Here is a 12889-nt window from a genome sequence, read left to right as displayed (position 1 = left end):
TTTACCTCACTGTAGATTTGGCTGCGCACCAGCGCCGCTTTCATCGATTAAGAATCCTCTTGCGAATCGATCGAGTCGGTAAGCGCGCGCGGTCTCATGAGGAGTATCGGTAGCAAGAAGATGGGCGAAGGCGTGGCCGCTGGCGGGCGTCGCCTTGAAGCCTCCAACGCACCAGCCCCCGTTGAAATAAAGGCCTTCGATGCTCGTGCGGTCGATAATCGGTGAGCCGTCCATCGACATGTCCATAACGCCGCCCCATTGCCGCAGGAGCCGCACCCGCCCGATCATTGGCATCACGGCCATGGCGCCTTCGCAGACATCCTCCACCATCGGCAAGTTCCCGCGCTGCGCATAGGAGTTGTAGCCGTCGATTTCGCCACAAAAGACAAGTCCGCCTTTATCGGATTGGCTTATATAGAAGTGCCCCGCGCCGAACATGATTACACCGGGGAGAACGGGCTTCAGACCTTCCGTGACGAATGCCTGCAGTACATGGCTCTCGATCGGAAGGCGCATCCCCGCCATCGCCATGACGCGGCTCGAGGAACCCGCCACTGCCACGCCGACTTTGTCAGCACCGATGTAGCCGCGCGAAGTCTCCACACCACAGATCTTGCCATCAACGATGCGGAAACCGGTCACCTCGCAATTCTGGATAAGGTCCACACCGTGCAGATCGGCGCCACGAGCGTAGCCCCATGCGACAGCGTCATGACGTGCCGTTCCCGCGCGTGGTTGCATCAAAGCGCCATGGATCGGGAAGCGCGCGTTGTCGTAGTTTAGGAAGGGAACCATCGTCCTCAGATCCTCCCTGCTCAACAGGCGGGCGTCCGCGCCGGTCAACATCATCGAATTGGCGCGGCGCCGATATGCATCTCGCTGCCAATCCGAGTGAAGGAGGTAGATGATGCCGCGCTGGGAGACCATCGAGTTGAAATTCAGTTCCTGCTCCAGTCCCTCCCAGAGTTTCAGTGAAAACTCGTAGAAGGGCCCGTTGCCGGGCAGCAGGTAGTTAGAACGGATGACCGTCGTGTTCCGGCCAACATTCCCGGAACCGAGCCAACCCTTCTCTAGAACGGCGATACGGGATTGCCGGAAGGTCTTGGCTAAGTAATAAGCCGTCGCGAGGCCGTGCCCGCCGCCACCAACGATGACGTAGTTATAGAACGGCTGTGGATCGGGATTGCGCCATAGAGGCTTCCATCCGGAATGACCTTTGAGCGCTTCAGTAAGAACGCGGAAGCCTGAAAATCTCATAACCGGGACCCTCGGTAGCACCATCCGAATTACAATTGCGTCATTCAAGACAAGCAGCTTCGAGATGTCCGAATGTGGGCGTAAGAGGTGTAACATTGCGCAAAAGGCGGCAATTACACAAAAAATCTGAGAATCTGCCCGAGATGCGTCAAAAAATGGCGTCGGTTGACGGGATTACGCCACGCGATATGCATTTCGCGAACAGAAGGTTTGCGATGGGTTGGGCGATCTCTTTGGGGGCGACTTTGATGAGGGGACTCGCTGAAGCTTTTGGCACGACACGCGATGGACGCCGGTCAAGCGCGGCGGTTGCTGGCGCTTGCGTCGATCTATGATGTGGCTCTCGTGACGATGCAGCGCGCTCGGCAGGGTCACGGTGCAGACCATGCGTGGTGCATGGTCCCGATGGTTTGGTCTAGGACAAGGCTCTGGGGAAGCTGAATGACGCTCAGCATTGTCGCAAGCAATCGACCTCGACGGCGTCATGTGCTGGCGGCTGTGCGACCTGGCCCGGTGGCTGTGGGAGGAATTCCGTGTCCCAGTAAGCGAGCAGACCCGCGAAGTGCGCCCTACGTGCTACCGCAAACCCTCGTCTCGCCCGAGGCATCAAGCGCAGATGCCTCGGGCGCTTCCAATCGAATATAGAGGCACCCAATCACCCAATATTGGCGAATATCGACATGTCGCCGTTGGGAGTCGCCGACGTGCTCAACAGCTTCCCAGGTTTTGCCAATCGATGCTCTGCCTTTGCAGCGCCTACAAAGAGGAGCAACTCGCCGTCGCCGATCAGCGGCAGGTGGCGATGGTCGGAGGCTTGATGCGCAGCGGATCCGGTCGCGTGGGTGCGAAGATTCCTCGCCATATGACGCAACTGCTTTCCTGCCCCAGAACTTGCGACGGAAAAATTGGCAGCCGCCGTTTCGGAGTCCGCTGCGCTCGCGTCGAGGCGGATACAATCGGGATTGTCTCGGGATCGACGCGCCGGTTGGACCGACACAGCCGAGAGGTGATGCTCGACGACTGCTTATGCTTGGCACGAGGATATCAATATCGCTTTGGGTTGATAGGTTACTCTAAGGGTCACAGCGGTGATCTTTTGGATCGCTGTCGCGTCTCGAACAGGGTTGGATCTATTCGCCTACCAAGCCTTGCGATTGAGGGGGCAGCCAATGATGCTCTAGAGAGCGAATCTCACGTTGAGATATCGGGAGTTACCGAATAGCTGTAATGTCTCATATCCTGTCGCCTGCCTCTTCCACAGTTTCAACAGACGCCTCATGGTGGCATCAATATTTCAGAGGAGGCCCCAGATTGGTGCAAACACTTCGGCCACATGCACCATTCTGTAGGGAGCACTCGAAGACAGTTTTTCAATTGAATCGGCGGCAGCGAAAATTGAAACTTATCGGGAGTGCAAATGGCGCAGATAGGCTGACGCCACTTTCACAATAGAGATGAACTGCCAAGTTATATTGGTTCCAGAAGATTAGGGGCTTTTGCAAACATGAAAGAGGCTGATGTTTTCCGGAAGCTGCAAAGCGAAGTCACCGATTGGCGCCGTTACCTTCATGAAAATCCGGAGCTGGACTTCCAGGAGTACAACACAGCAAGGTTTGTTGCCGAAAAGCTCGCTTCTTTTGGCATAAATCACATCGAAACGGGAATTGCGGGGACCGGCGTCGTTGCATTGCTTGAGGGAGAAGGCGGCGATGGGCCGACGATTGGCTTGAGAGCGGATATGGATGCCCTGCCAATAGTCGAGACATCAAATAAGCCTTGGGCTTCAAAAATCTCTGGTGTAATGCACGCCTGCGGCCATGACGGTCATACCGCCATGCTCCTGGGCGCCGCAAAACATCTTGCGAGGTCCCGCAATTTTAAGGGCTCCGTTGCCCTCATCTTCCAGCCGGCCGAGGAGCCAGATTTTCCAACGGGCGGCTTTAAAATGGTCCAGGAAGGGATCATGGATCGCTTCGGAATCTCCCAGGTTTTTGGCATGCATATCGCCCCGGGCATCGAGGTCGGCAAGTTTGGCATCCGCCATGGTGGAATCATGGGCTCCCAAGATGACTTCGATATCATTGTTAAGGGTCGGGGTGGCCATGCGGCCCATCCATATTGGACCATCGATCCCGTTGTCATTGCAGCCCAGATCATTATTGGCCTGCAAACCTTGGTATCCCGTAAAACCGATCCCCTAGAGGCGCTGGTAATCTCCGTCACCAAGTTAAACGCCGCACAGGCGTATAATGTCATTCCCGATCAGGTCGAGATCGGCGGGACCGTCAGGACCTCTGCATCCCACCTGCGGGATTTCGCCGAGCGAGAGATTTTCGCATCTGCCCAAGGCATTGCGCGAGGCTTCGGCGCAGATATCGAGTTCAAATATATCCGATCGGTTCCAGCGACCTTTAATTCCACCGAGGAAACCAATCTAGCGATCCAGGCGGCACGTAATCTTGTCGGGTCTGCAGCTGTTGATGATAACGTCAAATTTGCTATGGGAGCGGAGGATTTCGCGTACATGCTCGAAGCGCGACCGGGCGCTTACATTTTTCTTGGCAATGGGCCAACACCGGCGTGTCATAATCCAGCGTTTGACTTCGATGACGAGGCTTTGCCGTATGGCATCGGCTACTGGGTAAAGCTGGTCGAGACCGTATTGGGGTGAGCGGAGTTCACGTAGTCGTGCTAAAAAAACGCAAGATTGCCTTGCAGGGTTATCCCAAAGGCGCAGCCGACGCATGAGTCTGTCAAGGCCGAAGAGGTTGGGGGCACTCGCACTATATTTCGCGAGCGATGAAGCTAGCCCGGTGACCAGGACGCACATCGATCGATGGAGGCTTAGTTACTCCTGAAACCTACAGAGGACGACAGAAACTGCGAACGGCGCTGTGATCGCAAGTGCAATCCGTGGATCTATTATGACAACTTATGTACTGATAGTGACGTGCAAATCAACGCGCCGGATCGTTGCGGCGATATCGAACTGCTTGGCCGATCAAGGCTGCAAGATCATTGATTTCAGTCAGTTCGACGATCTCGATACCGGCAAGTTCTTCATGCGGGTCTCATTCATCTCTGAGGAAGGGGTCAACAAGCAGACACTGGTCGAAAGCCTCAAGCCGGTCGCCGAGACATTCAAGATGGATGCCGGGATCTACGACGCCCAGAAGCGGATGAAGGTGCTGCTCATGGTGTCGCGCTTCGGCCACTGCCTGAAGGACCTGCTCTACCGCTGGAAGATCGGCGCGCTGCCGATTGACATCGTCGGCGTCGTCTCCAACCATTTCGACTACCAGAAGGTCGTGGTCAACCACGACATTCCCTTCCACCGCTCCAAGGTGACGAAGGAGAACAAGCTGCAGGCCGAAGGCCAGATCATGGATATCGTCGAACAGACAGGCACTGAGCTGATCGTGCTGGCCCGCTACATGCAGGTGCTTTCGGACGCGGTGTGCAAGAAGATGTCGGGCCGGATCATCAACATCCACCATTCTTTCCTGCCGAGCTTCAAGGGCGCAAACCCTTACAAGCAGGCCTATAGCCGAGGCGTGAAGCTGATCGGCGCAACCGCGCATTACGTCACCGCCGATCTCGACGAAGGCCCGATTATCGAGCAGGACATCGCGCGCATCACACATGCGCAAAGCGCCGAGGACTATGTTTCCATCGGCCGCGACGTCGAGAGCCAGGTCCTGGCGCGGGCCGTACACGCCCACATCCACCACCGTTGCTTCATCAATGGCAACCGCGTCGTGGTCTTCCCGCCGAGCCCGGGGAGCTATGCCTCGGACCGGATGGGATGAGACGGCGATTGGCATCGATAGAATGGAGATCCGGCCGCCGTCACTACGTCTCTAAGCGTGTCGACAGCCCAACGTTCCCTTTGCCTGAGATGGCGGCGGTTGTCGACTCTCGACATTGCATCACGCTTTCTTAACGCCGCGGTGGGTTAGGGCAGATTATCCCCGACCACTACCGCCGCACTACGACGCCGTTCGGGTTTCCCGATCAAATTACTGCTCGCCCGGCCCAGGGCCAAAGACGGAAAGGCCAGCGAGATGTGCGGTTCGATGGTCGGACAACGGCGGTCTCGGCAAGAAAAGTGAGCCGATCCACGTGAAAGTCGCAGCAAGGGTTCAGAGATATTGTGATCGTCGTGCTGAGCGACCTGCCCGGTGGCCAGCAAGGTCACAATGGAATCCGAGCGTTGCAAATTGACATGGGTGGTCGCAATCATTGCTGCCCGCCCTAACGTCTGGGGCCGGCCGTACGTTTCAAATACCCCCAGATTATGATTCTCTTGTTTCAATAAGGTGGCAACAATCCAGTTTATCGCCGCGCAACAACATCTATAAATCTGATTGTTCAACATGCTGTACGGGAGAGATCGGTCCAGCGCCGACGCCACGGAGCAACCCCCCAAGGAAACTCTCAGGCACAAGAGACCGTACAGTGGGACAATCTGGAGAGATGCGCCGTTGCGCACGCCGAAGGGGAAAGCCAGGTAAGTCATCCGGGCTAAGCTCTCAGGTAAAGGAGACAGATTTGGGGACACCGCAGGTCAATCGGCTTGCACCCACTGTTCTTTCTGGAGATCGAAATGACGAAGATAGTTGTGATCGGCGCCGGCATTACGGGCGTTTCGACTGCCTATGCCCTTCTGAGCCAAGGGTATGATGTAACAGTCCTCGAGCGCCAACGCTATGCAGCGATGGAGACTTCGTTCGCAAATGGTGGCCAGCTATCAGCGAGTAACGCCGAGGTCTGGAACCATTGGTCGACAGTGGTTAAGGGGATCAAGTGGATGCTTAGGCCGGACGCGCCGCTGCTTATAAATCCTCTGCCAAACTGGCATAAGTACAGCTGGCTAGCCGAATTCGTGTCCAATATTGCGAAGTACCGCGACAACACCGTTGCGACCGCTCGGCTGGCCATATCCGCTCGGCGGTATATGTTCGACATTGCGGACCGCGAAGGTATCGAGTTCGATCACGTTACACGGGGCATTCTGCATATTTACTGGGACAAGCCGGGTTTTGATTACGCAACGAAGGTAAATGAAATGCTCACGGACGGCGGGCTCGATCGGCGGCCGGTGACGCCAGAAGAGATCGCGTCTATTGAACCTACGTTGCATGGGAAATTCTACGGCGGCTTTTTCACGCCCTCGGATTCGACCGGCGACATTCACAAATATACGACAGGCTTAGCGAGAGCCTGCGAGAGGTTGGGAGGTGCGTTTGAGTACGACGCAACGGTTGCTCGTATCGACCGCCGCGACCGGCTCGGGGTGTCCTATATGGTGCACGGCGGAGACGGGAAGGGGGTCGAGCAAATCTTGCAGGCCGATGGGATTGTAGTCTGTGCGGGCTCTGCAAGCCGTCAAATTGCAGCGATGCTTGGCGACCGCCTGAACATCTATCCCGTAAAAGGATATTCGATAACTGTGCACCTTGACGATGAGCGCTCCCAGTCTGCCGCGCCCTGGGTCAGCTTGCTTGATGACCGGGCGAAGATAGTTACCAGCCGGCTCGGCGATGGCCGCCTCCGAGTTGCGGGTACGGCGGAATTCAATGGCTACAACCGCGATATCAGAGATGATCGGATCAGGCCTTTGGTTGATTGGGCCCGAGAACTGTTTCCAGGAGTAAACACAAACCGCGTAATTCCCTGGGCCGGACTGCGCCCAATGATGGCAAGCATGATGCCTCGCGTTGGCAAAGGACGCGCGCCGGGCGTTTTTTATAACACAGGACATGGACACCTTGGCTGGACCTTGTCCGCGGCCACGTCCGCCCTGCTGGCGCACATCGTCGCTGACAGTCTGCCGGTGGCATCCCGCCATGCCGCGTAAATCTGGAGCGAAATATGAATAATGCATTTCGCTCAACCGTCGTCGAAGCCGCTCGGCTAACGATCGCTCGGGAATTCTATAATTTCATTTGCGACGATTCGTCAGCAAAACGCCATCCAGTCGGCGCTGTCCGGTCGCCTTGCGGCGAGCGAGACCTTCGCGCAGCTCGCCCTGCCGGTGTCCTCCCCACCGGCGGGGCGAAGTTTTCTTGTGCTCTGCAGGGAGACGCCGTTCCAGCTACAGCTCCTTGAGCAGGAGGAGTTGTATCGTTGAACGACTGTCGCCAAACATCCTCGTTCAAAACGTTGGCCGATCTTCCGCACCTCGAGGATACGCGACAGCTTAGGTTGTTTCGCTCGCAGCTATGGCCCTGAGAACACTTGAGTTATCACAGTCGTTCACAGGCTGCTATCTCCGAGCGCTTAAACGGTGGCGTGTCCTGGCGATCGCGAGGAGATGCATTTGATAGACACCTCGCGCGGCGTCAGTTTTAGGGCAAGTCTCAGGAGGTTCGAGTGTGTTGAGAACTTGGTTCCAGAAGCTGTCCGATATCTCGTCCCTGGCAAGAAAAGAGGGGATGTTGAAGGACGCGCTCACCGATGCCATCCAGCAGCTCGGTTTCGACTGCTATGCCTATCTTAACATCCGGCCAGTGCGGAGCTACGCGGTATCGAACTACGCGGACGAGTGGCAACAGCGCTATTTGGATCGGAACTACAAGGATATCGATCCTGTCGTCAGGACAGCGCGGGCAAGAATGGAGGCGTTCGCGTGGGCACCTGAAAGCCAGAGAAAGGTTTCGTCCCGTGTTCGCGCCTTCTACGCCGGGGACTGTCAGGAATTCTGTGCGCGAGGCCATGATGATGGAAAGGAGAGAATCATCACATGGCTATCGAGAAGGAACTTCTGGACCAGTTGCTTGCGGGTCGCGATCCGAATGAGGTTTTCGCCAGAGACGGGCTGTTCGACGATCTGAAGAAGGCGCTTTCGGAGCGGATTCTGAACGCCGAACTGGACGAGCATCTTGAAGATGAAGGCGACGCCGGCAATGCCAATCGCCGCAACGGCCATTCGAAGAAGTCGGTTCTGACGGGCACGTCGAAGATGACGCTTTCGATCCCGCGCGACCGGGCCGGAACATTCGACCCGAAGCTGATTGCCAAATACCAGCGCCGCCTTCCCGACTTCGACGCCAAGATCGTTTCGAAGTATGCGCGCGGCATGACGGTTCGCGAGATCCGCGGTCATCTCGAAGAGCTCTATGGCATCGACGTGTCGCCAGACCTGATCTCGGCCGTCACCGGCGCCGTCCTGGAGGAAGTGGCCGAGTGGCAGAACCGCCCGCTGGATGCGATCTATCCGCTCATCTTCTTCGATGCGATCCGGGTCAAGATCAGGGACGAAGGCTTCGTTCGCAACAAGGCCGTCTACATCACGCTCGGCATCCTGCCGGATGGCACGAAGGAGATCCTCGGCATCTGGATCGAGCAGACCGAGGGCGCCAAGTTCTGGCTGAGGGTGATGAACGAGTTGAAGAACCGGGGCGTCGCCGACATTCTCATTGCCGTTGTCGATGGCTTGAAGGGCTTCCCCGAGGCGATCAACGCCGTCTTCCCGCAGACCGTGGTCCAGACCTGTATCGTGCATCTGATCCGCCATTCGCTGGAGTTCGTGTCGTGGAAGGACCGCAAGCCCGTCGTGCCGGCGCTGCGCGCGATCTACCGGGCCAAGGACGCAGAAGCCGGCCTGGCCGCACTCGATGCGTTCGACGCCGGCTATTGGGGCCAGAGATATCCGGCGATCACGCAGAGCTGGCGGCGCAACTGGCAGCACGTTGTGCCGTTTAGGAGGTCTACAACAAACGCAGGCTCCATTCGGCGCTCGGATATCTGAGCCCGCAGCAGTTCGAGGATCAACACATCCGGCAGACTGGCAAATCAGCAGCCTGATATCTGTCCACCCCCAGGGGCGCACTCCAATCGGCGTCCAATTTTGCACACGATGACGTAATTGCTGTCGTTGCTCCTTTGGACGAAGACTCCGACGACGGCAGAAGCCGGCGAGGATTGAGATCAAGGAGGCCGCAGTGAAGCAATATGTCGGACTGGATGTGTGGCAGCGTGAGACCAGCGTGTGCGTGGTCGACGATGCCGGAAAGACAATCTTTCAAGGGAAAGCGAAGTCCGATCCAGGAGCGTTGACCGAGTTGTTACGCAAGCGTGCGCCTCACGCTGAGAGGATCGGCTTCGAGACTGGCGCCATGTCCAGCTGGTTATGGCACGAACTTAAACGGGTCGGATTGCCGGTCGTCTGCATTGATGCCCGACACGCGAAGGCGGCGCTTTCGGTTCGGATGAACAAGAGTGACGAGAACGACGCCCGCGGCCTGGCGGAGCTGGTTCGCGTCGGCTGGTATCGCGAAGTGAAGGTGAAAAGCGCAGAAAGCCAAGCCACGCGATCCATGCTAGTCACCCGATCAAGACTCGTCGGGATCCGACGCGATCTCGAAAACCAGGTCCGATCCATGCTGAAGGAATATGGCCTGCTGTTCGGACGGTCCATCGGTTCGCAGTTCAGGCGAAAAGCCCTGGAGCTGGTTGCTGACGGGCATGAGCTTCTGCCGGTTATCCAGCCTCTATTGACCATTCATGAGCAGGTCTGTCGTGAGCAGGAGAAGCTCGATCGGCAAGTTCGGCGTCTTGCCCATGGCGATGAAACCACCCGCCGGCTGATGACCGTTCGCGGCGTCGGTGTGGTGACCGCGCTCACCTTCCGACACACGATCGACGATCCGTCGCGCTTCCGCTCGGCCGCCAACGTAGGCGCCTATCTTGGCCTGACACCGCGACGAAAGCAGTCCGGCGAAACTGACATAAACGGCCGCGTCTCCCGTTGGGGAGATCGCCTGTTGCGGACCTATCTATACGAAGCGGCCAGCGTGCTCATGCACCGGACGAAGAAGTGGTCGACGCTGAAGGCGTGGGGCGTTCGTCTGTCGAAGCGGGTCGGCATGAAAAAGGCGAAGGTGGCAGTCGCTCGCAAGATCGCCGTTCTCCTTCACTGCCTCTGGGTAGATGGCACCAACTTTGAGTGGGGAAACGAAAAGATGGCGTAGCAGTTCGACCGCAAACCAGTTCTCGAGCCTCCCTTCGCGGAGCTCGTGATGTCCCCGCCGGGACGGCGGTTGCGGTGACCTCGTTGTTTCGGCTGAGGACGACTCTTCCGTACCTCGTTCCACACGTTGAGGCCCCCCGACCCGAACATCATCATGAGGCATTCGACCTCGGAAAGGACCATGACCCCGGCGATGGCAGAACAGAATTGATGACTATTCGAATGGGCGAAACACAATGCCCCACCGGGGCGTGGTGCGGTGACCTCGTTGAATCGGCTGACGTTGGCTCGCCAAAACGTCGATGCACACGTTGAGGCACCTCGACCGGGGACTTTGACGCCGGCACCGGAAGGAAAGAAAGGGCTTGTGCGTATTCCGATGAAGCCGGCCACCGATTCCGATTTGAAGCCGGCCAGTCATTCCGATTTCAATCCGGCCACCATTCCGATTTGAAGGCGGCCAGTTTTCGGTCTGATCCTGGGTCTCGTTGATGTTTGGGTTGGGTTTTGTTTCAGGTCAAGCTTCGGTGTTTTCGGGGACGATCGGCGGGCGCTGTTTTCGCATGCTTTCACCGGTGAGATCGATGCGATAGGCGTTGTGAACGAGGCGATCCAGGATGGCGTCGGCCAAAGTTGGGTTTGCAATAATTTCCCACCAGCGATCCACGGGCACCTGACTTGTGACGATGGTTGAGCGTCGTTCGTAGCGATCCTCAACGATCTCCAGGAGATCGCGGCGTTGGTCGTCATTGAGTTTTTCCGGTCCCCAGTCATCGAGGATCAGCAGGTCGGTCCTGGCAAGAGATTTGAGGATCCTGCCGTATCGCCCGTCGCCTCTTGCAAGCGCGAGGGCGGCGAACAGCCGGGGAACCCGGTGGTAGGCGACTGAGAAGTCTTCCCGGCAGGCCTGGTGGCCAAGAGCGCAGGCAAGCCAGCTTTTGCCGACGCCGGCTGGCCCGGTGACAAGAAGACCGTGATGCTTTCTGATCCAGTTGCAGCCGGCAAGCGCCATGAACATATTGCGGTCGAGGCCGCGTGCGGCGCGGAAGTCGGCATTCTCGATCTGCGCGTCATGGCGAAGCTTGGCAGCCCTGGCGCGAGCCTCGAAACGCTTCTGACGGCGCATGGTCGCCTCGCGTTCGAGCAGCATGGCAAGCCATTCGCCGTGCTCGAGGCCGCGCACTTCGGACTGTGCGTCGAGTTCCTGGAAAGCGGTTGCCATGCCGTAAAGGCCGAGCTCTCGCAGCATGTCGATGGTGGGATTGATCAGCATGGGTGGATCTCCTCAATGAAAGTAATCAGGGCCACGCAGATTGGCGTGATCGACGATGGCGGTTGGTTCGGTGGAATGGCGTGCGGCTTTGTGGTTGGCGATGAGCGAAGCAATGCTCTTGCAGTTCAGGCCACCGATCTCGACAGCGCGGGCTGACACGGATTCGGCCCGATTGCGATCGATGTCGCGAAACAGACGTAGGATGCCCAGACATGTTCGAAAGCCCTGCTCGGGATGCGGACGGCTGGCGAGAATTGCGATGACCAGACCTTCGGTCTGCGGCCCGATCGACGTGGCCCAGCGCCGAAAGCGCTCCGGCGTCCATTCGGCATAGCGCCGGTGGGAACTGGGCATGTGATCCGGATCGGTTCCATGGCGAGGACCTCCATAGCGGCGCTGATGCACCGCGACGCGCTTGCCGCGGTGGAAGATCTCAATGGTGCGCGCCGTTGCTCTCAGATCGACCTGCTGACGAATGAGGCTGTGGGGCACCGAATAAAAGAAGGTCTTGAACTCGACATGATAATCCGTCGAGACGCGAGCCAAACGCCATTCGGCAAACTCGTAATCCTCCAGTGGAAGACTGGCCAAAGCCGGGCGCTCGACGGTCTCGAAGAGCTGCCGGCGACTGACGCCCAGCCGGCGCATGACGTGGTCGTTGATGCGATCGAGTGCCCGGCCAATGGCGGCATTGGCTTCAGCAAGCGAGAAGAAGGTCTGATTGCGCAGACGCCCCAGAATGCAGGACTGGGCGAAACGCACTCCATTCTCCACTTTCGATTTATCCCGAGGCTTTCTTGGCCGTGCCGGAAGAACGCCGACGCCATAGTGGGAAGCCATCATGCCGTAGCTGCGGTTGATCTCGGGATCGTAGAAACTGGCGCGACTGACGCCAGACTTCAGATTGTCGGGAACGACGAGTCTGGGAACGCCGTGAAAAAAACGAAACATCCGGACATGCGAGCCAATCCAGTCGGGGAGCGTTTGCGTCCAGGTGGCCTCGGCAAAGGTGTAGCTGGACGCACCCAGCACCGCCACGAAGATCTCCGCCTCGCGGATCTCACCGGTCTTGCGATCGACAATCGGAATCTTTTTGCCGGAATAATCCACGAAGACCTTGTCGCCGGCCGCATGCTCCTGGCGCATCGTCGGTGACAGTCGCTGCTTAAATCCCCGTAGAAGTTCACAAAAGCGACTATAGCCGTAACCGTCGGGATGCGACCCGCGATACTCCTCCCACAGGATGAGCAAGGTGACGCCGGGCTTCTTGAGCTCGACCGCAAGATCGGTGTTGATGGCTTTTCAAAAGCGCGTCTAAACGACGACAAGCGTTTGGTGCTCGTGGACGGAACAAAAAGGCGGCCTTTGCAGGCCGCCGAGTGTCG

At 57.8% G+C, this 12889-nt stretch carries 11 protein-coding genes, 2 pseudogenes and 1 riboswitch; of the genes and pseudogenes, 8 read left to right on the top strand and 5 right to left on the bottom strand.

Annotated features, from left to right (window positions below; translation table 11 throughout):
• Window positions 1-6: 6 nt before the first annotated feature.
• Both JN279_RS36370 and JN279_RS36365 read right to left on the bottom strand, forming a co-directional pair.
• Entirely contained in the window at window positions 7-1257 is a 1251-nt protein-coding gene (locus tag JN279_RS36370) for a sarcosine oxidase subunit beta family protein (RefSeq protein WP_202351569.1), read from the bottom strand.
• A gap of 655 nt (window positions 1258-1912) precedes the next feature.
• On the bottom strand, window positions 1913-2119 hold the full coding sequence (locus JN279_RS36365; RefSeq protein WP_202351568.1) for a hypothetical protein: 207 nt from the start codon (window positions 2117-2119) through the stop codon (window positions 1913-1915).
• A 642-nt stretch (window positions 2120-2761) separates the two neighbouring features.
• Between JN279_RS36365 and JN279_RS36360 the strand changes: the two genes are divergently transcribed.
• Window positions 2762-3928 carry a M20 aminoacylase family protein gene (locus JN279_RS36360; RefSeq protein ID WP_202351567.1) on the top strand — a complete coding sequence of 389 codons (1167 nt, stop codon included), beginning with the start codon at window positions 2762-2764 and terminating at the stop codon, window positions 3926-3928.
• 253 nt (window positions 3929-4181) lie between these two features.
• Window positions 4182-5066: a formyltetrahydrofolate deformylase gene (gene purU / locus JN279_RS36355; protein ID WP_202351566.1), complete on the top strand. Its 885-nt coding sequence runs from the start codon at window positions 4182-4184 to the stop codon at window positions 5064-5066.
• A 146-nt stretch (window positions 5067-5212) separates the two neighbouring features.
• On the opposite strand, the gene JN279_RS36350 is transcribed toward purU, so the two are convergent.
• Complete coding sequence (locus JN279_RS36350; RefSeq protein ID WP_202351565.1) at window positions 5213-5500, bottom strand: hypothetical protein; 288 nt, start codon at window positions 5498-5500, stop codon at window positions 5213-5215.
• A gap of 215 nt (window positions 5501-5715) precedes the next feature.
• Window positions 5716-5816, top strand: a riboswitch (glycine riboswitch).
• 47 nt (window positions 5817-5863) lie between these two features.
• Here JN279_RS36350 and JN279_RS36345 point away from each other — a divergent pair.
• From JN279_RS36345 to JN279_RS36325, 6 genes and pseudogenes are all read left to right on the top strand, one after another.
• On the top strand, window positions 5864-7117 hold the full coding sequence (locus JN279_RS36345; protein ID WP_202351564.1) for a D-amino acid dehydrogenase: 1254 nt from the start codon (window positions 5864-5866) through the stop codon (window positions 7115-7117).
• Between the two features lie 577 nt (window positions 7118-7694).
• Complete coding sequence (locus tag JN279_RS36340; RefSeq protein ID WP_244734811.1) at window positions 7695-8093, top strand: autoinducer binding domain-containing protein; 399 nt, start codon at window positions 7695-7697, stop codon at window positions 8091-8093.
• A pseudogene (locus JN279_RS36335) lies at window positions 8003-8962 on the top strand (IS256 family transposase); the annotation flags it as partial. The gene JN279_RS36340 and the pseudogene JN279_RS36335, both read left to right, overlap by 91 nt.
• 35 nt (window positions 8963-8997) lie before the next feature.
• Window positions 8998-9066: pseudogene (locus tag JN279_RS39020) on the top strand (hypothetical protein); the annotation flags it as partial.
• 137 nt (window positions 9067-9203) lie between these two features.
• Complete coding sequence (locus JN279_RS36330) at window positions 9204-10232, top strand: IS110 family transposase (protein ID WP_202351562.1); 1029 nt, start codon at window positions 9204-9206, stop codon at window positions 10230-10232.
• A gap of 267 nt (window positions 10233-10499) precedes the next feature.
• On the top strand, window positions 10500-10685 hold the full coding sequence (locus JN279_RS36325; protein ID WP_202351561.1) for a hypothetical protein: 186 nt from the start codon (window positions 10500-10502) through the stop codon (window positions 10683-10685).
• A 63-nt stretch (window positions 10686-10748) separates the two neighbouring features.
• Here JN279_RS36325 and istB read toward each other — a convergent pair whose 3' ends face one another.
• Together istB and istA are read right to left on the bottom strand one after the other, a co-directional pair.
• Window positions 10749-11504: an IS21-like element helper ATPase IstB gene (istB, locus tag JN279_RS36320; RefSeq protein WP_202351540.1), complete on the bottom strand. Its 756-nt coding sequence runs from the start codon at window positions 11502-11504 to the stop codon at window positions 10749-10751.
• A gap of 12 nt (window positions 11505-11516) precedes the next feature.
• Entirely contained in the window at window positions 11517-12800 is a 1284-nt protein-coding gene (istA, locus tag JN279_RS36315; protein ID WP_446720442.1) for an IS21 family transposase, read from the bottom strand.
• Between the last annotated feature and the right edge of the window lie 89 nt (window positions 12801-12889).

The organism is Mesorhizobium sp. 113-1-2 (assembly GCF_016756475.1).
GTDB classification, from domain to species: Bacteria; Pseudomonadota; Alphaproteobacteria; order Rhizobiales; family Rhizobiaceae; genus Mesorhizobium; species Mesorhizobium loti_C.
This window is presented reverse-complemented; position numbering and strand designations above follow the sequence as displayed.

Coding starts and splice junctions, on each gene's coding strand:
- JN279_RS36370 (WP_202351569.1), bottom strand. CDS start 1,257: ATGAGATTTTCAGGCTTCCGCGTTCTTACTGAAGCGCTCAAAGGTCAT.
- JN279_RS36365 (WP_202351568.1), bottom strand. CDS start 2,119: ATGGCGAGGAATCTTCGCACCCACGCGACCGGATCCGCTGCGCATCAA.
- JN279_RS36360 (WP_202351567.1), top strand. CDS start 2,762: ATGAAAGAGGCTGATGTTTTCCGGAAGCTGCAAAGCGAAGTCACCGAT.
- purU (WP_202351566.1), top strand. CDS start 4,182: ATGACAACTTATGTACTGATAGTGACGTGCAAATCAACGCGCCGGATC.
- JN279_RS36350 (WP_202351565.1), bottom strand. CDS start 5,500: ATGATTGCGACCACCCATGTCAATTTGCAACGCTCGGATTCCATTGTG.
- JN279_RS36345 (WP_202351564.1), top strand. CDS start 5,864: ATGACGAAGATAGTTGTGATCGGCGCCGGCATTACGGGCGTTTCGACT.
- JN279_RS36340 (WP_244734811.1), top strand. CDS start 7,695: ATGTTGAAGGACGCGCTCACCGATGCCATCCAGCAGCTCGGTTTCGAC.
- istB (WP_202351540.1), bottom strand. CDS start 11,504: ATGCTGATCAATCCCACCATCGACATGCTGCGAGAGCTCGGCCTTTAC.